Raw genomic sequence first — 22750 nt, 5'->3', positions numbered from 1 at the left:
CTTAACCCTCCTTGACCAGGCCGAGATCGGTTAACACGTTGCGGGTGGCGCTGTAGTAACGCACGTACCCGGTGCAACGGCAGACGTGGTGACCGAGGCTGTCCTCAATGACTTGTTCCAGTTTGCTTTTGACGATCGGCTGGCGTTGCAGCTTTTCAACCAAAACGGTCGCGGCGTTGACGAAGCCCGGAGCGCAGTAGCTGCACTGGAAGGCGAATTCATCGACGAAGCGTTGCTGGATCGGATTCAGCTCAGTGACCTGTCCCTGCTCATCGCGGGTCGCATGGCCTTCGATGGTGCGGACTTTTTTGCCTTCGAAGTAATGCGCGCCAGTGATGCAGGTGCGCACTTCTTCGCTGGTGCCGTCCGGGTTGTCGACGATCACCACGCAGGCGTGGCAAATACCCTGGCCACAACCCAGACGCGAACCGGTGAGATTTTTGTATTCGTGCAAGTAGTCGATCATCGGCAGGTCATCAGGGATGTCCACCGGGCCGACGGATTGACCATTAAGGGTCAGTTGAAGCGGACGGTTAGCCATTGAGGGCCTCCTTGATGCGCGCAGCAGTGATAGGCAGATCGCGAACACGTTTACCGATGGCGTGTGCCACGGCGTTACCGATGGCACCGACCACCGGGATCATCACCACTTCGGCAATGCCTTTGGACGGGTCGCTTGGCGACAGCGGCGGCAGAATTTCCGCCGTCTGCTTCCACACCGCGACGTGGCGCGCCATCGGCAGACGGTAACGGTTGAAGTTCCAGTCCCCCTCCCCTGGCCCACCTTCGTACAGCGGCATTTCTTCCATCAGCGCGTGACCGATACCCATGGCGATGCCGCCTTCGAGCTGACCCTTGACCAGTTCTTCGACCAGCACGCGACCGCATTCGACCCACGAATGGTGGTTGAGCACTTCGACTTCCGCCGAGCCTTTGTTGACCTTCAACTCGACCAGCGTGGCCACAGGGCTGTAGTAAGTCACCGCCGCGTTGTTCAGTTGAGTTACCGGATAGTTGATGTTCTGGCGATCCAGCAGGTGGAAACCGGCAGTGCTCATCAGCGCCTGCTTGGCTTTCGGTGCGCCGTCGCCGTACTTGACCGCAAGACCGTCGAGCGGCAGACGCTCTTTCACGCCGTCGATGCTGTATTCGGCCTCGGCCCAGCTCCAACGGTTGAAACCATGCACCGTGGCGCCAGTGACCAGACCGCGCTCGTGAGCACGCTTTGCCAGCTCCTCGAAGCTCAGCGGCTGCATGCCGTTGGCGGTGAGTTTGCCGTCAACCCAATGCGCATCTTCGCGACGCACAACATAAGGGTTGGCCTGACCGCCATAAGGGCCCTGACGCCAGATCTCCAGCGCCGCTGGCCACAAGCCGTGGTTGAACAACACACGCGCCGCTTCGCGGGTGGCGTGGCTGAAGTAGTAAGCCGAGTTGGTCGCCGACGACGCCGAGGCCAACTTGCCAACCCAACGCGGATTGCGCAGCAGATTGTCCTGCTCGGCCTGGCTCATGATGTATGGGTTGCCGCTGGTGATCAGCTGCATTTCCTTCCATTCGGTTTCGCCCGTCTTTACTTCGTGGGCTGGACTGCCAAGGAAGTCGGCGACCACCAGGGCTTGCGAAGTAGACATGCCGGTGCCGATTTCGATGCCGATGTGACGCAAGGTGATGCGACCGTCAGCGGTGAATTCGATGCTGGCCATCGGCGCTTCGGAACCGGTGCCGAAGTCTTTCTGGCAAATGGCGAAACCAACGCCGTACCAGTTATCCGGATCGGCCGCTTCGCGCTGCTTCTTGATCGCGTCGCGGTTTTTCCAGACTTCGTGCACCGAGGCCTTGTCGAGAATTTCGTGCAGGCGCAAGGCACCGGCCGGGATCGCACCCTGGGTGTTTTTCATGCCGGAACGCAGAGCATTCTTGCGACGCAGATCAATCGCGTCGACACCGAGGCGATTGGCGATTTCGTCGACCATCATTTCGGTCGAGGCCATGCTCTGCAGCGTGCCGTAACCGCGCATCGAACCCGCCTCAACAGCACGGGAGTGGTAAGCGGTGACTTGCAAGTCGTTCTGCGGCATGTAGTAGATCGACTGCGCCGCCGTAGCGCCAACCGCAGCTACCGATGGGCTGTAGTTGATGCGACCGCCACCGTCGACGCTCATTTCGGCGCGGAAGATCTTGAAGCTGTAGTCATTCTTGTCCACGGCCAACTGGTAGCGGATGTCGAACGGGTGACGCTTGATGCCGCTCTGGAACTGTTCGTAGCGGTCGTTGGCCAGACGTACCGGCACACCGGCGCCATACAGCGCAGCAAGGGCTGCGTAGTAGACGAAGATGTTGTGGTCTTTGGAACCGTAGCCCACGGTGTAACCGGGGTGCATGTTCAGATTGGTCAGCCCGAATCGCGACGGCCCGATCATTTTCGCGGTCTCGGTCGCAGTTTCCAGTGGACACTGGGTGGCCACGACGAAGTGCAAAGTCTTGGTTTTCGGATCGTACCAACCGTTGCCGTTATCCGGCTCCATGGCGGCTGGCTCGATCGACGGGGTCTTGTAGCGTTCGTCGAACACCAGCCAGTTGTCCGGTGGTGTGTCGATCTCTTTCTTCATGCGCTCGGCGTAGAACAGGCCCCGCTCGGTCAGGTTACCGTGCAGGTTCGGCTGTGAATTCCACACCGGGCGACGGTTTTTCAGCATCGGGAACAGGATCGAGTCCTTGAGGCTGGCGAACTCGTCTTCATCGGCCGAGGTCGGGCCGCCGACGCGCACGTAGCGGAAGCTGCCGTAGGGATCGCCTTCGTAGAACGGCACTTGAGCACCGTAACGAATCGCCTTGTCATTGAATTTGAGTTTGTTCTTCGCTTGGCGGAAACGCTCGAAGTCGTTCCAGATCAGGATCGCCACGGGGTGACCGATGAACATCGGCACCTTGCCTTCCGGCAGCAAAGGGTCCGGCGCGTGCTCTTCCGGAAACACGATGCCGTCCTTGACCAAGTCGGCAGCGGTGACGATGCGATCAGGCTGCAAGTCGGCGCCGAGCCACGACAGATCGTAACCCTCGTAGATACGGTCGGCCTTGATGGTTTTCAGCAGCATGGCGTGGCCTTGTTGCTCAGGCCAGCCCGGCATGTCCTTGGAGCGGATGTCGCGGGCAAACACTTTGCTGCCGCAGACTTTAGACAAGGCATCGTTACGCTGGCGCGCCTTGCCGTTGTTGCCGAGCCACTTCTCGGACGGCACGGTCACGCTGTTTTCCATCAAGGCAGCCAGCGCCTGACTGCTGAGCGGCGTGAGCGTGACGCTCACACCCGCCACCAGCCCGCCCTGGAGGAACGAGCGCCGGGATATTTCACGGTTGGACATGGATCATCCTCTGGGCGGTTATGTGTCCGCCCTTCTGGTTATCTACTGGGAATCTCGAGTCTTGCAGAAGCTCTTTCTGGCGAAGCAAAGAGCTGTGTTGACAGTGCAAAGCTGACCGAAAGGTTAACTTTAAAGGTTTCTTCGGCCGCGGCAAACAACCAGTTACAAAAATTTGACTAAAGAATCAAAAAATCAATGCGACGTGGCATCGCAGCAGGTCCGTAGGGATAACCAGGCGTGCCTATGCGGGATCTGTATTGGACAGTGGATGGGGGGAACAGGAAGAGAGAGAGTGGAGGGTCAAATTTCAGACACAAAAAACCCCGGTCTTTCGACCAGGGTCTTTGCTATCGGATCCGACTCAGCAATGCTGACTTCGGTGCTTCAAGGCGTTCAGTGGGCCTTGTAGCAGATATGGCGCAGCGGACGGGACTCGAACCCGCGACCCCCGGCGTGACAGGCCGGTATTCTAACCGACTGAACTACCGCTGCGTATCGCTTTGAGCTTGCGCTCAAGTAACTCGTTTTGACTGAAAGCTTCGGTGCTTTGCAATCGCGAACCAGACATGTCTGATTCGTTAAATATGGCGCAGCGGACGGGACTCGAACCCGCGACCCCCGGCGTGACAGGCCGGTATTCTAACCGACTGAACTACCGCTGCGCGTCGGTGCAGGCACTTTCAGCCTACGCTCTTGCTTTAGCAAGTTACTCGGAAGTGGTGGGTGATGACGGGATCGAACCGCCGACATTCTGCTTGTAAGGCAGACGCTCTCCCAGCTGAGCTAATCACCCGTTTGCATCTCCGAGGCCGCGAAATTTACGCAGGTAGCGAACCTAAGTCAATAGCAGGATTGAAGTTTTTCTAAAAAAGACGAAATAGAGTCATTCCGTATAGATCATCTTCTTGGTCATACCGCCATCGACCACAAATTCCTGCCCGGTAACAAACCCGGCATTGCGCGATAGCAGCCAGGCAACCATCGCCGCCACATCCTCGACCGTCCCTACCCTGCCCGCCGGATGCTGGGCATGATCGGCATCAGCCAGGGGCTCAGCCCGACGCGCAGACGGATCCCGCGCATCGATCCAGCCCGGGCTGACCGCATTGACGCGAATCTCCGGCCCAAGGCTGATGGCCAACGCATGCGTCAGTGCCAGCAATCCACCCTTGCTCGCTGCATAGGCCTCAGTATCCGGCTCAGACTGCCCGGCACGCGTCGATGCCAGATTGACGATCGAGCCATTATGCGCCCGCAGATACGGCGCGCAGTGCTTGGCCAACAGCATCGGCCCACTGAGATTCACCGCCAACACCCGGTTCCAGTAAGCCAGATCAAGGCTTTCCAGGGTGATGTTGTGCGGATCGGCCACCGCCGCGTTGCACACCAGCGCATCGAGACGGCCAAACTGCCCCAGCACTTCGGCCACACCGAGAGCCACCTGACTTTCATCGGCAACGTCCATGGCAATGAACCAGGCGTTTTCGCCCAGCACTTTCGCCACTTTCGAACCACGCGCACGATCCAGGTCAGTCAGCACCACTTGCCAGCCTTCACTGATCAGCCATGCCGCGATACCAAGACCGATGCCGCGCGCAGCCCCCGTGACCAGCGCAACGCGGCCATGGGTGGCGGCTTTCGGAGTGGACAACTCGATCACAACGCCGCCAGACCGCGCGCCAGATCGGCTTGCAGATCAGCCACGTCTTCCAGACCGACCGCAACTCGAATCAGACTGTCACGAATGCCCGCCGCTTCACGCTCCTGCGGCGCCAGACGACCGTGGGACGTGGTGCTCGGGTGGGTGATGGTGGTTTTGCTGTCGCCGAGGTTGGCGGTGATCGAAATCAACCGCGTCGCATCGATAAAGCGCCACGCGCCCTCTTTGCCGCCCTTGACCTCAAAACTCACCAGCGCACCGAAGCCCTTCTGCTGACGCTGCGCCAGCTCATGCTGCGGATGACTCTTGAGACCGGCGTAATGGACTTTCTCGATGCCATCCTGCTGCTCCAGCCATTCGGCCAGTTGCTGGGCATTGGCACAGTGGGCCTTCATCCGCAGGTTCAGGGTTTCCAGACCTTTGAGGAAGATCCACGCGTTGAACGGACTCAGGGTCGGCCCGGCGGTACGCAGGAAGCCGACAACCTCTTTCATCTGCTCGCCGCGACCGGCAACCACGCCGCCCATGCAACGGCCCTGGCCGTCGATGAACTTGGTCGCAGAATGCACGACGATATCGGCGCCGAGCTTCAGCGGCTGCTGCAACGCAGGCGTGCAGAAGCAGTTGTCGACCACCAGCATTGCGCCTTTGGCGTGAGCGATTTGCGCCAGCGCAGCGATGTCCACCAGCTCAGCCAGCGGATTGGACGGCGACTCGACAAAGAGCAATTTTGTGTTGGACTTGATCGCCGCATCCCAGGCCGACAGCTCGGCCAACGGTACGTAATCGACTTCCACGCCGAAACGCTTGAAGTACTTCTCGAACAGACTGATGGTCGAACCGAAAACGCTGCGCGATACCAGCACGTGATCGCCGGCACTGCACAGGCTCATGACCACAGCCATGATCGCGGCCATACCGGTCGCAGTCGCAACTGCCTGCTCGGCACTTTCCAGCGCGGCAATGCGCTCTTCGAACGCGCGCACGGTCGGATTGGTGTAACGCGAGTAAACGTTGCCCGGCACTTCCCCGGCAAACCGCGCGGCCGCGTCAGCAGCGGTGCGGAACACATAGCTGGAGGTGAAGAACATCGGATCACCGTGCTCGCCTTCCGGCGTACGGTGCTGACCGGCACGTACGGCCAGGGTATCGAACGCTACGCCTTCGAGATCGCTGTCCAGCCGACCGGCATCCCATTCCTGACTCATGCTGTCACTCCTCGCCCTGTTCTAAATAAATAAAAGTCTTTTGCCAGATACAAAACCGGCCCCTCAGGGCCGGTAGAAACTCAGTTGTTGTACAGATCGATGATCGCACTGACCGCCTGGGTCTTGACCTTCGAGGCATCGTTGCGTGCCTGTTCGATCTTGTCCAGATAAGCCTCGTCGACGTCGCCGGTGACGTACTTGCCGTCGAACACCGCGCAATCGAAGTTCTCGATCTTGATCTTGCCGCCACCGACCGCTTCGATCAAGTCAGGCAAGTCCTGATAGATCAGCCAGTCTGCGCCGATCAGATCAGCCACGTCCTGAGTCGAACGGTTATGGGCGATCAGCTCGTGAGCGCTCGGCATGTCGATGCCGTAGACGTTCGGGAAGCGCACTGCCGGAGCAGCCGAGCAGAAGTAGACGTTTTTCGCGCCGGCTTCGCGGGCCATCTGAATGATCTGCTTGCACGTGGTGCCGCGCACGATGGAGTCATCCACCAGCATCACGTTCTTGCCGCGGAATTCCAGCTCGATGGCGTTGAGCTTCTGGCGTACCGATTTCTTGCGGGCAGCCTGGCCCGGCATGATGAAGGTACGGCCGATGTAACGGTTCTTGACGAAACCTTCGCGGAATTTCACGCCCAGATGATTGGCCAGCTCCAGCGCTGCGGTGCGGCTGGTGTCCGGAATCGGGATGACCACGTCGATGTCGTGCTCAGGACGCTCGCGAAGGATCTTCTCGGCAAGCTTCTCACCCATGCGCAGACGAGCCTTGTACACCGACACACCGTCGATGATCGAGTCCGGACGCGCCAGATAGACGTGTTCGAAGATGCACGGGGTCAGGGACGGGTTGGTCGCGCACTGACGGGTGTGCAGCTTGCCGTCTTCAGTGATGTAGACCGCTTCGCCCGGCGCCAGGTCGCGAATCAGGGTGAAACCGAGCACGTCCAGCGAAACGCTTTCCGAGGCGATCATGTACTCGACGCCTTCGTCGGTATGACGCTGGCCGAACACGATCGGGCGGATGCCGTGTGGGTCGCGGAAACCGACGATGCCGTAACCGGTGATCATCGCTACTACCGCGTAACCGCCGACGCAACGGTTGTGCACATCGGTCACCGCGGCAAACACGTCTTCTTCGGTCGGTTGCAGCTTGCCGCGCTGGGCCAGCTCGTGAGCGAACACGTTGAGCAGCACTTCCGAGTCGGAACTGGTGTTGACGTGACGCAGATCGGATTCGTAGATTTCTTTGGCCAACTGCTCAACGTTGGTCAGGTTACCGTTATGCGCCAGAGTGATGCCGTAAGGCGAGTTGACGTAAAACGGCTGGGCTTCGGCCGAAGTCGAGCTGCCCGCTGTCGGGTAGCGGACGTGGCCGATACCCATATGGCCGACCAGACGCTGCATGTGGCGCTGATGAAACACGTCACGCACCAGGCCATTGTCCTTGCGCAAGAACAACCGGCCATCATGGCTGGTCACGATACCGGCAGCGTCCTGGCCGCGGTGCTGGAGCACGGTTAGCGCGTCATACAGCGCCTGATTGACGTTCGACTTACCGACGATACCGACGATGCCACACATGCGACGCAACCCCTACTTAATGGATCTGAACTGAACAACACTCACTGTGGCGTTTTCGCCGACGGCAAGAGTTGCTCCTTGAACGGAATATCAGCGGGTACGCTGATTCCGCTGGCAAGCCACTGACTGCTCCACCCGAGAATCAGGTTTTTGGACCAGTCGGCGACCAATAGAAACTTTGGCACGAGCTGTGATTCTTTCCACCACCCGTCCTGCTGTACCGGCCCCAGGCTCAATAGCCCGACTGCCACGACCACCAGCAACACGCCACGCGCAGCGCCGAAGGCCATGCCCAGGAATCGGTCGGTCCCGGACAACCCGGTGACGCGAACCAACTCGCCGATAAGATAATTGATCATTGCGCCCACGATCAGTGTGGCGACAAACATGATGGCACAGCCCGCTATCACGCGAGCCGATGGGGTTTCGATGTATCCGGCGAGGTACTCGGACAGTGAGCCACCGAACATCCAGGCGACGACTCCTGCGATGATCCAGGTCACCAGCGATAATGCTTCCTTGACGAAGCCGCGGCTCAAACTGATCAAAGCGGAGATGGCGATGATTGCAACGATCGCCCAGTCAACCCAGGTAAATGGCACAGTGCAGCCTACAGACGGATAAGGCGGCGCATTTTAGCAGAGCGCATGGCTATCGGTAAGCTGCGATTTTCAGTGCATTTCAATCGAATCGATAGATCTTAGCCACGCTCGGGCTGGAAGCGCACGACAAAGCCCTTGAGGTTCTGCTGACGGCTCAACAGATCACGCAGACGATCGGCCTCGGCACGCTCGATCAGCGGCCCGACGAACACCCGATTCTTGCCATCGGCAGAGCGGATGTAAGCGTTATACCCCTGGCTGCGCAGGTTTTTTTGCAAGCTTTCGGCGCTGGCGCGACTCGACAGGCTCGCCAGTTGAACCGACCAGCTCACCGACAGACCATTGGCATCGACACGGCTTTGCGCGGCATCAGGCTTGGTCGACGCAGCAGCGATCGGCTGAGCAGGCGCCGGAATCGGCTTGGCCACCGCAGGCGGCGCAGTCGGTTTGGCGATTGCTATGGGAGCTGTCGGCGCCGGGGCAGGCGCGATCGGTGCAGCAGGTGCAGTGTCTTCTGCGACCTCTTCATCCGTTGGCACAGGTTCTTGCGGCAAAGCTTGCGGCTCAGGCACGGCCACCGACTCCAATTGCACCTGCGGCACAGAAGGGGCTTGCGGAGCAGCCGGGGCCTCGACAGTCACTTGCCGCTGTTCGTCCTGACGGGAAAACAGCATCGGCAGGAAAATCACCGCCAGCGCTACCAGCACCAGCGCGCCAACCATGCGCTGCTTGTACGCTTTATCCAGCAAAGCCATTTGCCGCTTCCTCCGTGGAGCGCCGGGCCAGCCATTCAAGGGCCTCGGCGACACAATAAAATGATCCGAACAACAGAATCTCGTCGTCGCGGGTTGCGACTGCGCACTGCCCTTCCAAAGCGGCGGCAACACTGTCGTAAGACGTGACCGATGCGCCAAGGTTCTGCAAGGTCGCATGCAATTCTGCTACCGGACGCGCGCGCGGCGAATCCAGCGGTGCCACGGCCCAGTGCTGGACACTAGCATTCAATTCGCTGACAACACCATCCAGATCCTTGTCCGCCAGCAAGCCGAACACCGCCAGACGCTTGCCGACCGGAGGTCGCGAGGCCAGACGACGGGCTAAATACTCGGCCGCGTGCGGGTTATGACCCACATCCAGCAACAGATTCAGGCGCTTGCCGTTCCATTCGAACGAACGACGATCCAGCCGACCGACCACGCGAGTCGCCTGCAAGGCGGCCACAATTTGCCGGGCATTCCATGGCAAACCGAGCAGCAGATAAGCCTGCAACGCCAGCGCGGCGTTTTCCATCGGCAGATCGAGCAATGGCAAGTCGTGCAATTCGACAACCTGGCCCTGCGCATCGGTGCCGCGCCACTGCCAGTTCTGGTCAGTGATGCCAAGGTCAAAGTCGCGTCCACGCAGAAAGAACGGGCATGCCAGTTCGCGCGCTTTATCGAGCAACGGTTGCGGAGGATTCAGGTCGCCACACAAGGCAGGCTTGCCCTGGCGGAAGATACCGGCCTTCTCGAAGGCCACCGACTCACGGGTGTCGCCCAGATAATCGGCGTGATCGACGCCAATGCTGGTGACCAGCGCGATATCGGCGTCTACCACGTTGACCGTGTCCAGACGCCCGCCCAGACCGACTTCCAGCACCACCGCATCGAGCCCAGCCTGTTGAAACAGCCAGAACGCCGCCAGGGTGCCCATTTCGAAGTAAGTCAGGGAAGTTTCGCCGCGCCCGGCCTCGACCGCTGCAAAGGCTTCGCACAGCTGTGCGTCAGTGGCTTCGACACCATTGAGCTGCACCCGCTCGTTGTAACGCAGCAGGTGCGGAGAATTGTAGACACCAACGCTCAGGCCCTGCGCCCGCAGCAACGAAGCCACGAATGCGCAGGTCGACCCCTTGCCGTTGGTGCCGGTGACCGTAATCACCCGAGGCGCCGGCTGGCCCAGCCCCATACGGGACGCTACCTGTTGCGAACGCTCCAGGCCCATGTCGATGGCCGACGGATGCAACTGCTCAAGGTAGGCGAGCCACTCGCCAAGGGTGCGCTCGGTCATAGGCCAGCAGGCACCGGCGGAACCACGATCGGCTCGATTGGCGCCGCGACGAATTTTGGCGTCGGCTTGCCAGTCATTTGGGCCAGCAGGTTACCCAAACGTGGGCGAAGTTCCTGACGGTGGATGATCATGTCGATCGCACCGTGCTCCAGCAGGAATTCACTGCGCTGGAAGCCTTCCGGAAGTTTTTCACGTACGGTCTGCTCGATGACACGCGGACCGGCGAAACCGATCAGGGCCTTAGGTTCGCCGACGATCACGTCGCCGAGCATCGCCAGACTGGCGGAAACACCGCCGTAGACCGGATCGGTCAGCACGGAGATGAACGGAATGCCTTCTTCACGCAGACGCGCCAGCACGGCCGAAGTCTTGGCCATCTGCATCAGCGAGATCAGGGCTTCCTGCATACGCGCACCACCGGAGGCGGCGAAGCAAATCATCGGGCAACGATTTTCCAGTGCGTAGTTGGCAGCGCGTACGAAACGCTCACCAACGATGGCGCCCATGGAGCCGCCCATGAAGCTGAATTCAAACGCCGAAACCACCACCGGCATGCCCAGCAGGGTGCCACTTACGGAGATCAGTGCGTCTTTTTCGCCAGTCTGCTTCTGCGCAGCGGTCAGGCGATCCTTGTACTTCTTGCCGTCGCGGAATTTCAGACGGTCAACCGGCTCCAGATCGGCGCCCAGTTCGTTGCGACCTTCGGCATCGAGGAAGATGTCGATACGCGCACGTGCGCCGATGCGCATGTGGTGGTTGCACTTGGGGCAAACGTCCAGGGTCTTTTCCAGCTCCGGACGATACAGCACAGCCTCGCAGGACGGGCATTTGTGCCACAGACCTTCAGGCACCGAGCTCTTCTTGACCTCCGAACGCATGATCGAAGGGATCAGTTTGTCTACTAACCAGTTGCTCATGCTTTCTTTCTCCAGTACCGGCGGCCCGAACGCTCTGGTTCGCAGCCCCGCGTATGCCCTTCAGCTAAATTCATGTGTGTGGCGATGATTGCTGGACAGCCACGGTCAGTGCGAAACATGACCTGCGTGCCATCCGGAAACCCTCAGCCTCGCCTGCTTTATGCAGGTGCATTGATGGACGGCGGCAGTTCGCCAGCCGTCACATTCATATCCCGCGTACAGCGTTGATAAACCCGCGAATCTTTGCGTGATCCTTGATGCCCTTGCTCGCCTCTACCCCGCCGCTGACATCGACTGCATACGGGTGAACCCGCGCCACCGCATCTGCGACGTTCTCTGGAGTGAGCCCGCCCGCCAGAATCAGCGGCTTACTCAACTCCCGAGGAATCAATGACCAGTCAAACGCCTCGCCGGTTCCGCCGGGCACACCTTCAACGTAGGTATCAAGCAATACGCCGCTGGCACTCGGATAAGCGTTGCAGGCGGCAGCAATATCATCGCCAGCCTTGACTCGCAGCGCCTTGATGTACGGACGATGCCAGCCTTCACACTCCTCAGCGGTCTCGTCACCGTGAAACTGCAACAGATCCAGCGGCACGGCATCGAGGATTTCCCCCAACTCGCAGCGGCTGGCATTAACGAACAGCCCCACCGTGGTCACGAACGGCGGCAATGCCTTGATGATCGCCCGAGCCTGCTGCACGGTTACCGCGCGCGGGCTCTTGGGGTAAAACACGAATCCGATCGCATCCGCCCCAGCCTCAACGGCGGCCAGCGCATCTTCTATGCGGGTAATCCCGCAGATCTTGCTGCGAACGGCTGACATGTCGAGAAAAACTCCGAGGCAAATACGGGAAAGTCCCGGATGGTAACAAAAGCGTTCGAGGGCGTCAGCCGTCAAGTTCCGAGAAACCCGTAAGGAAGTGTGGCCCGATAAAACGTTCGGGCAACGGGAATTCGTCGTGGTACTCGACCTGCACGAGATACAACCCATATGGATGCGCCGTGACACCGCCGGAACGGCGTTCGCGGCTTTCCAGCACTTCCTTCATCCACTCAACTGGCCGCTCGCCAGCTCCGATGGTCATCAGTACACCGGCGATATTGCGCACCATGTGATGCAGGAAGGCGTTGGCGCGAATGTCGAGCACGATCATCTTGCCGTGACGGGTGACGCGCAGGTGATGCATCTTCTTGATCGGCGACTTGGCCTGGCACTGGCCGGCACGGAAGGCGCTGAAATCATGAGTGCCAATCAGATACTGAGCGGCCTCGGCCATGCGCTCGACATCCAGTGGGCGGTGGTTCCAGGTGATTTCTTCGTTGAGATGCGCCGGACGAATCTGGTCGTTGTAGATGACGTAACGATAACGCCGGGCGATGGCTTTGAACCGGGCATGAAAATGCGCCGGCATGACCCGCGCCCAACTGACGCTGATGTCGTGGGGCAGGTTGATATTGGCGCCCATCACCCAGGCTTTCAGCGAGCGATTGACCTGAGTGTCAAAATGCACCACTTGTCCGCAGGCGTGCACGCCTGCGTCGGTACGGCCGGCACACTGCAGGGAAACCGGCGCATTGGCGACTTTCGACAGGGCTTTCTCAAGTTCTTCCTGCACCGTCGACACACCCGTTAACTGACGCTGCCAGCCGCTGTAGCGCGAGCCTTTGTATTCAACGCCGAGCGCGACGCGGTAAAAACCGTCGGGGGCCAGTTCGGCGACCGGGTTATCTATGTTTGCCAAGGTGGGACAGCCTGCTGTTTTTGCAAAGGCGGGCATTATAGGGCCTCAAGATCAAAAGATCGCAGCCTTCGACAGCTCCTACATAAAAACGCGGATCACGATGTAGGAGCTGTCGAAGGCTGCGATCTTTTGCTTTTGGAAAAACAAACAAAAACGGCAGCCTCGATGGGCTGCCGTTCTGTTGACTGCTGAACGCTGACTCAGGCCAGGTTGGAAAGCATTTCCTTCGCTTCGCCGCGCTGTTTCTCGTCACCTTCGGTCAACACTTCGTTGAGGATGTCGCGTGCACCTTCGCTGTCGCCCATATCGATGTAGGCCTGGGCCAGATCGAGTTTGGTGGCCGCTTCGTCAGTACCGGCAAGGAAGTCGAAATCATCTTCGCCCAGATCATCACCCATTGCCGCATCGGCTTCGGTGAAGGTCGGTTCGGCGATGCTTTGCGACAGACGATCCAGCTCGGCGTTGACATCGTCCAGTTCGGCAGCAAACGCATCAGGCTCGGCCGGATTGCTGTCCATTTCGTCAGCCAGCGACAGATCGAAATCGGCTGGCAGCTCTAGGTCATCCTGCGGCACGTCGGCAACGACCGGCGCCTCGACAGCTGGCAGATCCTTCACGCCTTCGTCCAGATCCAGCAGGAAGTCGTCATCGGCCAATGCCACGGGCGCAGGCTCAGCGCCAAGGTCCATGTCCAGGTCGAAGTCCGACAGATCGTCCAGATTCTCTTTGATTTCGGTCTGCTGTTGCAGCACCGACTCGAAGCTCAAATCGTCATCCGAAGGGAATTCATCCAGCTCGATCGGAGCTTCTGGCTCGACCACTGGCGCAGGCTCAACCGGGGTGATGTTGTCGAGATCGTCCAGGCTCAGATCAAACGCGCTGTCGAGATTGTCTTCAACAGGAGTCGATTCCGGCGCTTGCGGCTCATCCAGCAGCAGATCCTTGACGTACTGCGCATCCAGCTCGGCGGCAATAGCCGCTGCCGCCAGACCGCCGGCGACCGCTACGGCCATGGCCGGGAAGCGGCTTTTCAGCTCTTCGACCTTGGCGAAGTTGTCGCCATTGGCCACCAACTGACGCTCCTGAGCAACGAACGCATCACGATCACCTTGCTGACCGTAAACTTCCATCAGCTTCAGACGCAGGTCGCTGCGCTGTGGCTCAAAGCTGACGCCCTCTTCCAGCAACGCGGCTGCCTGATTCAGGCGACCGGCATTAATGTGCGACTGCGCCTTGTCCAGCACGTCGTCGGAGCGCTCGGCTGCCGGGGCAACCAGTGGCGCGGCAATCGGTTCGGCCATGACCACCGGCGCAACTACTGCTGCCGGGATTGGAGATGGCGCAGGGGTTGGCGTGTTCAGTTTGACGCTGGCGGCCGGCGTTTCCAGACCTTCAAAGCTGCTTTCCGGCAAATCCTGCTCGGCGGAGAACTCTTGTTCTTCAGCCAGGGCGCGAGCCATCCGCACATGTTTCTCGGCTTCCTGCTGAGCTTTGCGGCGACGCGCCAAAAGCAACAGCAGGAGCAGCAGAACCACAGCACCGCCACCGATCAGACCCAGCAGGATCGGATTGGTCAGCAGCTCGTTAAACGTCTTCTCGTCATCGACAACCGGTTTCGGCTCGACCACCGGAGTTTCAGCCGGTGTCTCAGCCGGCGGCGCAATAGCCGATTCCGGCGTAGGCGATGCCGCTGCCGCTTCTGCTGGCGTGGCTGGCGGAGTTGCGGCCAGTTCGGCAGTGATCGCTGGAACCGGTGCAACGGCAGGATTGGCGGCTGGCGCAGCGCCCGACCCTTCGGCCTGCATCTTCGCCAGTTGATTGTTCTTCAGTTCGATCAGCTTTTGCAGCTTGTCCAGCTGACTTTGCAGATCGGACATGCGGCTTTTCAGTTCCTCGTTGTCACGACGGGTCGTGTCGAGGCTTTCCTGGGTCACGGCGAGCTTGTTGCTCAGGGCCTTGGCATCGCCGGCCGGGCCGTTGCCGCGCGCCTTGGCGCTTTCGGCGGAGACCAGGCTCAGATTGTCCTGGGCATTGGGCGCAGCGCCGGCATTGCCGCGACCACGATTGGTCGCATCGAGTTGCTGCTGGCCAGTGCCAGGCTTGGCCACGTAACGACGCCCCTGACGCCATGCTTCGTTTTGTGCAGCGACTTCAGCAATAGCTTTCGACTGTGGCAGCGAAGTACTTTGTACCGAGTCAGGCAGACGCAGCACCTGGCCGGTTTTCAATCGATTGATGTTGCCGCCAATGAACGCATCCGGGTTCAGCGCTTGAATGGCCAGCATGGTCTGCTGCACCGAACCGCCGGTGCGCGCCTTCGCGGCGATTTCCCACAGGGTATCGCGCGGCGTGGTGGTGTATTGATTCGAGTGAGTGGCGCCAGTGGTCGGCGCAGTGACGGTTTGCGACGGTGCTGGCTGAGCGGCAGCATCTGCGGTCTGCGGCGAGAACTTCGACGGATCCAGCAGCACGCTGTAATCGCGCAGCAGACGGCCGTTCGGCCACATCACCTGGACGAGGAATTTCACCATCGGTTCCGACAGTGGCTTGCTCGAGGTCACGCGCAACACGCTCTTGCCGCTGGCGTTGAGCACCGGGGTAAACGTCAGATCGTTAAGGAAGGCCTGGCGATCAACACCGGCCTTGGCGAAATCTTCCGGCGAGGCCAGGCTCGGCACCACTTCGGCAGCGGTGAGATCCTTGACGTCGAGCAGCTCGATCTCGGCCACCAGCGGCTGGTTCAGGGTCGACTTCAGGGTCAGCTCCCCGAGCCCGAGGGCATGCGCCATACCGGAGGACAGCGCCGAGGCGGCCGCTATTGCTAACACCAGTTTGCGAACTTGAACCATAGCCTCATCCTTTGTTTGAACGTTCCTCGGCCAGCGAGAAGATGTTGATTGCCGCTGCCGTAAGGCATTGCGCGCGACGACGACAGGTGTCGCGCGCGATCATTTCTTTGATGCCCCGGAAAGTCCCGGAGGGTAAAACGTTATCGAGTGCTCCGGCCAAGCATAGCGCTCACCTAGATTCAGTCGACAAATTGTTGCCAAGTATCTTTTACAGCAGGTCTTTTATCAACAATTCAGCCACCTGCACAGCATTGAGGGCGGCGCCTTTGCGTACGTTATCTGACGTCAGCCACAGATTTAGTTCCGCCGGGTCGTCGACACCACTGCGCACGCGCCCGACATAAACAACGTCCTGCCCGACCGCGTCACCAACTGCTGTCGGGTAATCACCCGCTTCGACCAGTTCGATACCCGACGCAGCTTCGAGCGCGGCATTGACCTTTTCCAGGTCCACGGCCTTCGTTGACTGCAAGGTCACGCTAAAGCTATCGCCAAAAAACACCGGGGCTTGAACGCAAGTTGCGGAAATCTTTAATAAAGGCTGCGCCAGCACCTGACGCAACTCACGCACCAGGCGTTTTTCCAGCAGCGTATGGCCTTGTGCGTCGGGGGTGCCGACCTGCGCCAGCAGGTTGAAAGCCATTTGACGGTCGAAAAATGTTGGCTCCAGCGGGCGCATGTTCAGCAGTTCGGCGGTCTGTCTCGCCAGTTCGGTCACGGCTTCGCGACCTTGGGCGGAAACGGCCAGATTGGCGGTGACATTGACGTATTGCAGGTCGATCAGATCAAGCAGCGGCGCCAGCACCACGGCGAGCGTGGTGGCCGACGGGCTTGGACTGCTGACCTGGAACGGCGCTTTCAAACCGGCGAGTACAGCGGCGTTGGCTTCCGGCACCACTTGCGGCGCCTGATCGGCCGGCAAGGCGCCGGACAGATCGATCAGCGAGCAACCGGCAGCATGAGCGCGAGCGGCGTAGCTTAGCGAGACGGCAGCACCGGCGGCAAAGAACACCAGTTTGACCTTGCTGAAATCGAACTCGTCGACTTCACGCACGCGCACGTTTTTGTTACGGAACAGCACCGAACTGCCAGCGGATTCACTGCTGGCCAGCAGGTGCAGGTTGCCGACCGGGAAGTCGCGCTCTTGGAGAATCTGTACGAGGGTTTCGCCGACAGTACCGGTGGCGCCGATCACGGCAATATCTAGGGTCTGGGTCATGGTGCGGCCTCTGGCGAAACGGGGGGAGCGGCACTTTACCGGGTGAGTGCCGCACAGGCAATTTCTGTCCGGGATTTGCGGTGCCTGCTCGCGAAGAGGCTGGCACAGTCGCCCGAGAAACTTAGGACATAAAAAAACCCGCGCCTCTCGCAAGGCGCGGGTTGTTCATTGCTTCAAGCGATCAACGTTCCAGCAGGATCCGGAGCATGCGACGCAGCGGTTCGGCCGCGCCCCACAGCAGTTGGTCGCCGACGGTGAAAGCACCGACGAACTGCGAACCCATGTTCAGCTTGCGCAAACGGCCGACCGGAACATTCAGAGTGCCGGTGACCTTGGTCGGGCTCAGCTCCTGCATGCTGATCTCGCGCTGGTTCGGCACCAGTTTGACCCAAGGATTGTGCTGGCTGATCAGCCCTTCGATGTCGGCGATCGGTACGTCTTTGTTCAGCTTGATGGTCAGCGCCTGGCTGTGGCAACGCATGGCGCCGATGCGCACGCAGATGCCGTCGACCGGGATCGGGCTCTTGAAGCGACCCAGAATCTTGTTGGTCTCGGCCTGGGCCTTCCACTCTTCGCGGCTCTGGCCGTTCGGCAATTCCTTGTCGATCCACGGGATCAGGCTGCCGGCCAGCGGCACGCCGAAGTTCTCGGTCGGGTACGCTTCGCTGCGCATGGCTTCAGCCACGCGACGATCGATGTCGAGGATCGCGCTGGCGGGATCGGCCAGTTGATCGGCAACAGCGGCGTGAGTCGCGCCCATCTGCTTGATCAGTTCACGCATGTTCTGCGCGCCGGCACCGGAGGCCGCCTGATAGGTCATGGCGCTCATCCACTCGACCAGACCGGCCTCGAACAGACCGCCCAGGCCCATCAGCATCAGGCTGACGGTGCAGTTGCCGCCGATGTAGTTCTTGGTGCCCGCATCCAGTTGCTGGTCGATAACCTTGCGGTTGACCGGATCGAGAATGATGACCGCGTCATCGTTCATGCGCAGGCTGGAAGCCGCGTCGATCCAGTAACCCTGCCAGCCGGCTTCGCGCAGCTTGGGGAACACTTCGCTGGTGTAGTCGCCGCCCTGGCACGTCAGGATCACGTCGAGGGTTTTCAGCTCTTCAATGCTGTAAGCGTCCTTGAGCGGAGCAATATCCTTGCCCACGGACGGGCCTTGGCCACCGACATTGGAAGTGGTGAAAAACACCGGCTCGATAAGATCGAAATCCTGCTCTTCCAGCATCCGCTGCATGAGCACGGAACCGACCATACCGCGCCAACCGATCAGACCTACACGTTTCATCGCAACTACACCTTCTTGAAAAGTGGGCCGCTGCTTTGTATTGAATTTCGCAGCGGGCCCGAGAGATTACAGATTCCGCAGCGCGGCGACTACTGCGTCGCCCATTTCCTGCGTACCGACTTTAGTGCAACCGGCCGAATAGATGTCGCCGGTGCGCAGCCCTTGATAGAGCACGACGATGACGGCTTTCTCGATGGCATCGGCCGCATCCTGCAGATTGAAGCTATAACGCAGCATCATCGACACCGACAGAATCGTCGCCAACGGGTTGGCAATGCCCTTGCCGGCAATGTCCGGCGCCGAACCGTGGCAAGGCTCGTACATGCCCTTGTTGTTGGCATCCAGCGAGGCCGACGGCAGCATGCCGATGGAGCCGGTGAGCATCGACGCTTCGTCGGACAGGATGTCGCCGAACAGGTTGTCGGTGACGATCACGTCGAACTGCTTCGGCGCGCGCACCAGTTGCATGGCGGCGTTGTCGACGTACATGTGGCTCAGTTCGACTTCCGGGTAATCCTTGGCCACCTGCTCAACCACTTCACGCCACAGTTGGCTGGACGCCAACACGTTGGCCTTGTCCACTGAACAGAGCTTCTTGCCACGCACCATGGCCATGTCGAAACCGACGCGGGCGATGCGGCGGATTTCGCTTTCGCTGTACGGCAGGGTGTCGTAGGCCTGACGCTCGCCGTTTTCCAGCTCGCGGGTGCCACGCGGCGCGCCGAAGTAGATGCCACCGGTCAGCTCACGAACGATCAGGATGTCCAGACCGGCAACGATTTCCGGCTTCAGGCTGGAAGCGTCGGCCAACTGCGGATAGAGAATCGCCGGACGCAGGTTGCCGAACAGGCCCAGTTGCGCACGAATTTTCAGCAGACCGCGCTCAGGGCGAATGTCGCGCTCGATGGTGTCCCATTTCGGCCCACCCACGGCGCCCAGCAGCACAGCATCGGCAGCGCGGGCACGGGCGAGGGTTTCGTCGGCCAACGGCACGCCGTGCTTGTCGATGGCCGCGCCACCGATCACGTCATGACTCAGCTCGAAGCCCAGGCTGTATTTGTCGTTGGCCAGCTCCAGCACCTTGACCGCTTCGGCCATGATTTCCGGACCAATACCGTCACCTGGGAGAATCAGAATCTGCTTGCTCATGCTTTCCTCGTGTCTTCAATCGGTGCGCCGTTTACTGGCACTCCCGGAAAAATTCTTAGCGTTCAGCCATCAACACAATCACATCTGTACTGAACGAGCCGTCGGCATCAATCTCAAAATATTCGCGCACTTCGTTGCCCATCGACTGCTGCAACTGGCGGATCGCCGCGCGCATCACTTCGGGTGTGCGCATGCGCTCGACCCAACTGCTGTATTCCAGACGCAGGCGTTGACGCGTGGTGCTGCGGGTATGCAGACCGGCTTCGCTGACCTGACGCAACCACTCGCCGGCGGAATAATCGCGCACATGGCTGGTGTCGCGCAGCACTTCGACGCTTTGCAGGTAAGTGTCGAACAACGGGCTGCCCGGTGACAACACGTCAACAAACGCCGCCACGCCGCCCGGCTTCAGCACCCGACGCACTTCGCGCAGGGCCAGACCGAGGTCGCTCCAGTGATGCGCCGAATAACGGCTGAACACGAAGTCGAACTCGCCATCGGCAAACGGCAGACGCTCGGCGGCACCGTTGACCGTGGAAATATTGTTCAGACCGCGATCAACGGCAGCGGTAGCCACCACGTCGAGCATCTGCTGCGACAGGTCATAGGCAACCACTTCCTTGACCAGCGGCGCCACGTGAAAACTCACATGGCCGGCGCCACACCCCAGATCCAGCACCCGAGCCTCGCCCTGCCCTGCCAGTTCAGCCTGTAGCAGCGCAAATTCAGTGCCTTGAGCGTGAACGGCGCTGCTCAGGTAGGCGGCGGCCTGTTCACCGAATTGCTTCTGTACGACCTGAGTGTGCTGGGCGGTGCTGGTCATGGTCTCATCCTGCATTTGTGTTGTTTGAGCTGCCGTCTTCGCGAGCAGGCTCGCTCCCACATTTGAAATGCATTCCAATGTGGGAGCGAGCCTGCTCGCGAAGAGGCCCGCTCTAACTACATCAGTCTCAAATCAATCAAGCGTCGCGGAACAGCCAAGGCTGGCTAACCCGATGCTTGGCCTCAAACGTCGCAATCGCTTCGTGGTCCTGCAAGGTCAGGCCGATATCGTCCAGACCATTCAACAGGCAGTGTTTGCGGAAAGCATCGATCTCAAAGCTGTAAACCTTGCCATCCGGGCGGGTCACGGTCTGTGCTTGCAGATCAACCTGCAATTGATAGCCCGGCTCGGCTTCGACCTGTTTGAACAGTTCGTCGACTTCAGCGTCGCTGAGGATGATCGGCAGCAAGCCGTTCTTGAAGCTGTTGTTGAAGAATATGTCGGCGTAGCTCGGCGCGATGATGCTGCGGAAACCGTATTCTTCCAGCGCCCACGGCGCGTGTTCACGGCTCGAGCCGCAACCGAAGTTCTCGCGGGCCAGCAACACGCTGGCGCCTTGATAACGCTCGGCGTTGAGGACGAAGTCCTTGTTCAGCGGGCGCTTGGAGTTGTCCTGGTACGGCTGACCGACATCCAGGTAACGCCATTCGTCGAACAGGTTAGGGCCGAAACCGGTGCGCTTGATCGACTTCAAGAATTGCTTCGGAATGATCTGATCGGTGTCGACGTTGGCACGATCCAAGGGCGCGACAAGGCCAGTGTGCTGGGTAAAAGCTTTCATGCTGCGCTCCTTAAATCAATTCACGAACGTCGATGAAACGACCGTTCACCGCTGCCGCAGCAGCCATGGCCGGGCTGACGAGATGGGTACGGCCACCGGCGCCCTGACGGCCTTCGAAGTTACGGTTGGAGGTCGAGGCGCAATGCTCGCCGGACTCCAAGCGGTCCGGGTTCATCGCCAGGCACATCGAGCAACCCGGCTCGCGCCATTCGAAACCGGCTTCGAGGAAAATCTTGTCCAGACCTTCGGATTCAGCCTGCGCCTTCACCAGACCCGAACCCGGCACCACGATCGCTTGCTTGATAGTCGAAGCCACCTTGCGGCCCTTGGCGATCACGGCGGCAGCGCGCAAGTCTTCAATTCGCGAGTTGGTGCAGGAGCCGATAAACACGCGATCGAGCTGAATGTCGGTGATCGCCTGATTGGCGGTCAAACCCATGTATTTCAAGGCGCGGACGATCGAGTCGCGTTTGACCAGATCCATCTCTTTGGCCGGGTCCGGCACGATCTGATCAACGGCCAAAACCATTTCCGGCGAAGTGCCCCAGCTGACTTGCGGCTTGATCTGCGCGGCGTCGAGTTCAACCACGGTGTCGAACTTGGCGTCGGCGTCGGACACCAGCTCTTTCCAGGCTTCGACTGCCATGTCCCACTGCGCACCTTTTGGTGCGAATGGGCGACCTTTCACGTAATCGACCGTCTTTTGATCCGCTGCCACCAGACCCACACGGGCGCCGGCTTCGATGGACATGTTGCAGATGGTCATGCGGCCTTCGACGGACAAGTCGCGGATCGCGCTGCCGGCGAATTCGATAGCGTGGCCGTTACCGCCGGCAGTGCCGATCTTGCCGATAACGGCGAGGACGATGTCCTTGGCGGTCACGCCGAACGGCAATTGGCCTTCGACGCGCACCAGCATGTTCTTCATTTTTTTGGCGACCAGGCACTGGGTGGCGAGCACGTGCTCGACTTCGGAAGTGCCGATACCGTGAGCCAAGGCGCCGAATGCGCCGTGGGTCGAGGTGTGGGAGTCGCCGCAGACCACGGTCATGCCCGGCAAGGTCGCGCCCTGCTCCGGGCTGATCACGTGGACGATGCCTTGGCGCACGTCGTTCATCTTGAATTCGACGATGCCGTATTCATCGCAGTTGTCGTCGAGGGTCTGAACCTGCAAACGCGAGACCTGGTCGGCAATCGCGGCGATGCCGCCCTTGCGCTCTGGCGTGGTCGGTACGTTGTGATCCGGGGTCGCGATGTTGGCATCGATGCGCCAAGGCTTGCGCCCGGCCAGACGCAGGCCTTCAAAGGCTTGCGGCGAAGTCACTTCGTGAATGATGTGACGGTCGATGTAGATCAGCGCCGAGCCATCGTCGCGCTGTTTGACCAAATGCGAATCCCAGAGCTTGTCGTAGAGCGTTTTGCCGGCCATCAGACGGTTCCTCATCAGCTTGTTTCTATGCCTTGGGCTTATCAATAACCCTTTGGCTTGTGAGGCCGATCCTATGG

The 22750-nt window shown here is 60.0% G+C and carries 18 protein-coding genes and 3 tRNA genes; all 21 read right to left on the bottom strand.

Translation table 11 applies throughout. From position 1 onward, the window contains the following. Nucleotide 1: 1 nt before the first annotated feature. Nucleotides 2-541 carry a (2Fe-2S)-binding protein gene (locus tag ACA069_RS10405; RefSeq protein WP_401271552.1) on the bottom strand — a complete coding sequence of 180 codons (540 nt, stop codon included), beginning with the start codon at nucleotides 539-541 and terminating at the stop codon, nucleotides 2-4. Next, nucleotides 534-3365: a xanthine dehydrogenase family protein molybdopterin-binding subunit gene (locus ACA069_RS10400; RefSeq protein ID WP_401271554.1), complete on the bottom strand. Its 2832-nt coding sequence runs from the start codon at nucleotides 3363-3365 to the stop codon at nucleotides 534-536. Before ACA069_RS10400 ends, ACA069_RS10405 begins: the two co-directional genes overlap by 8 nt. 415 nt (nucleotides 3366-3780) lie before the next feature. Further along, nucleotides 3781-3857, bottom strand: a tRNA-Asp gene (locus tag ACA069_RS10395). 93 nt (nucleotides 3858-3950) lie between these two features. After that, nucleotides 3951-4027, bottom strand: a tRNA-Asp gene (locus ACA069_RS10390). Nucleotides 4028-4082: 55 nt separating this feature from the next. Beyond that, nucleotides 4083-4158: transfer RNA gene (locus tag ACA069_RS10385), tRNA-Val, on the bottom strand. Nucleotides 4159-4248: 90 nt separating this feature from the next. After that, nucleotides 4249-5025, bottom strand: a complete 777-nt coding sequence (locus tag ACA069_RS10380; RefSeq protein ID WP_401271556.1) for an SDR family oxidoreductase — start codon at nucleotides 5023-5025, stop codon at nucleotides 4249-4251. Further along, nucleotides 5022-6233, bottom strand: a complete 1212-nt coding sequence (locus ACA069_RS10375; protein WP_497617344.1) for an O-succinylhomoserine sulfhydrylase — start codon at nucleotides 6231-6233, stop codon at nucleotides 5022-5024. Before ACA069_RS10375 ends, ACA069_RS10380 begins: the two co-directional genes overlap by 4 nt. A gap of 80 nt (nucleotides 6234-6313) precedes the next feature. After that, nucleotides 6314-7819, bottom strand: coding sequence for an amidophosphoribosyltransferase (purF, locus tag ACA069_RS10370; RefSeq protein WP_086793216.1), 1506 nt, complete (start codon nucleotides 7817-7819; stop codon nucleotides 6314-6316). 41 nt (nucleotides 7820-7860) lie between these two features. Beyond that, nucleotides 7861-8421, bottom strand: a complete 561-nt coding sequence (locus tag ACA069_RS10365) for a CvpA family protein (RefSeq protein WP_007913461.1) — start codon at nucleotides 8419-8421, stop codon at nucleotides 7861-7863. Between the two features lie 98 nt (nucleotides 8422-8519). After that, nucleotides 8520-9176: an SPOR domain-containing protein gene (locus tag ACA069_RS10360; protein WP_489878732.1), complete on the bottom strand. Its 657-nt coding sequence runs from the start codon at nucleotides 9174-9176 to the stop codon at nucleotides 8520-8522. Then, the gene (gene folC, locus ACA069_RS10355; protein ID WP_187676940.1) at nucleotides 9160-10467 is read right to left on the bottom strand and encodes a bifunctional tetrahydrofolate synthase/dihydrofolate synthase; all 1308 of its coding nucleotides are present in this window, start codon (nucleotides 10465-10467) and stop codon (nucleotides 9160-9162) included. The genes ACA069_RS10360 and folC overlap by 17 nt, the downstream gene beginning before the upstream one ends. Further along, nucleotides 10464-11384 (bottom strand): acetyl-CoA carboxylase, carboxyltransferase subunit beta, encoded by a 921-nt coding sequence (accD, locus tag ACA069_RS10350; RefSeq protein WP_016984535.1) that lies wholly within the window; start codon nucleotides 11382-11384, stop codon nucleotides 10464-10466. Before accD ends, folC begins: the two co-directional genes overlap by 4 nt. A 205-nt stretch (nucleotides 11385-11589) precedes the next feature. Beyond that, nucleotides 11590-12210 carry a phosphoribosylanthranilate isomerase gene (locus ACA069_RS10345; protein ID WP_497617341.1) on the bottom strand — a complete coding sequence of 207 codons (621 nt, stop codon included), beginning with the start codon at nucleotides 12208-12210 and terminating at the stop codon, nucleotides 11590-11592. A 64-nt stretch (nucleotides 12211-12274) separates the two neighbouring features. Continuing rightward, nucleotides 12275-13165, bottom strand: coding sequence for a tRNA pseudouridine(38-40) synthase TruA (truA, locus tag ACA069_RS10340; protein WP_497617339.1), 891 nt, complete (start codon nucleotides 13163-13165; stop codon nucleotides 12275-12277). A 164-nt stretch (nucleotides 13166-13329) separates the two neighbouring features. Continuing rightward, nucleotides 13330-15978, bottom strand: coding sequence for a motility hub landmark protein FimV (locus ACA069_RS10335; RefSeq protein ID WP_401272085.1), 2649 nt, complete (start codon nucleotides 15976-15978; stop codon nucleotides 13330-13332). Nucleotides 15979-16186: 208 nt separating this feature from the next. Continuing rightward, complete coding sequence (locus tag ACA069_RS10330; protein WP_401272086.1) at nucleotides 16187-17197, bottom strand: aspartate-semialdehyde dehydrogenase; 1011 nt, start codon at nucleotides 17195-17197, stop codon at nucleotides 16187-16189. Nucleotides 17198-17378: 181 nt separating this feature from the next. Continuing rightward, nucleotides 17379-18491 (bottom strand): aspartate-semialdehyde dehydrogenase, encoded by a 1113-nt coding sequence (gene asd / locus ACA069_RS10325; RefSeq protein WP_187676935.1) that lies wholly within the window; start codon nucleotides 18489-18491, stop codon nucleotides 17379-17381. Between the two features lie 66 nt (nucleotides 18492-18557). Beyond that, nucleotides 18558-19640, bottom strand: coding sequence for a 3-isopropylmalate dehydrogenase (gene leuB / locus ACA069_RS10320; protein WP_497617336.1), 1083 nt, complete (start codon nucleotides 19638-19640; stop codon nucleotides 18558-18560). Between the two features lie 55 nt (nucleotides 19641-19695). Then, on the bottom strand, nucleotides 19696-20463 hold the full coding sequence (locus ACA069_RS10315) for a class I SAM-dependent methyltransferase (protein ID WP_401265676.1): 768 nt from the start codon (nucleotides 20461-20463) through the stop codon (nucleotides 19696-19698). Nucleotides 20464-20599: 136 nt separating this feature from the next. Next, complete coding sequence (gene leuD, locus ACA069_RS10310; RefSeq protein ID WP_187676932.1) at nucleotides 20600-21244, bottom strand: 3-isopropylmalate dehydratase small subunit; 645 nt, start codon at nucleotides 21242-21244, stop codon at nucleotides 20600-20602. A gap of 10 nt (nucleotides 21245-21254) precedes the next feature. After that, nucleotides 21255-22673 (bottom strand): 3-isopropylmalate dehydratase large subunit, encoded by a 1419-nt coding sequence (gene leuC, locus ACA069_RS10305; RefSeq protein ID WP_497617333.1) that lies wholly within the window; start codon nucleotides 22671-22673, stop codon nucleotides 21255-21257. Between the last annotated feature and the right edge of the window lie 77 nt (nucleotides 22674-22750).

This window comes from Pseudomonas sp. LBUM1652 (assembly GCF_059716105.1).
This window is presented reverse-complemented; position numbering and strand designations above follow the sequence as displayed.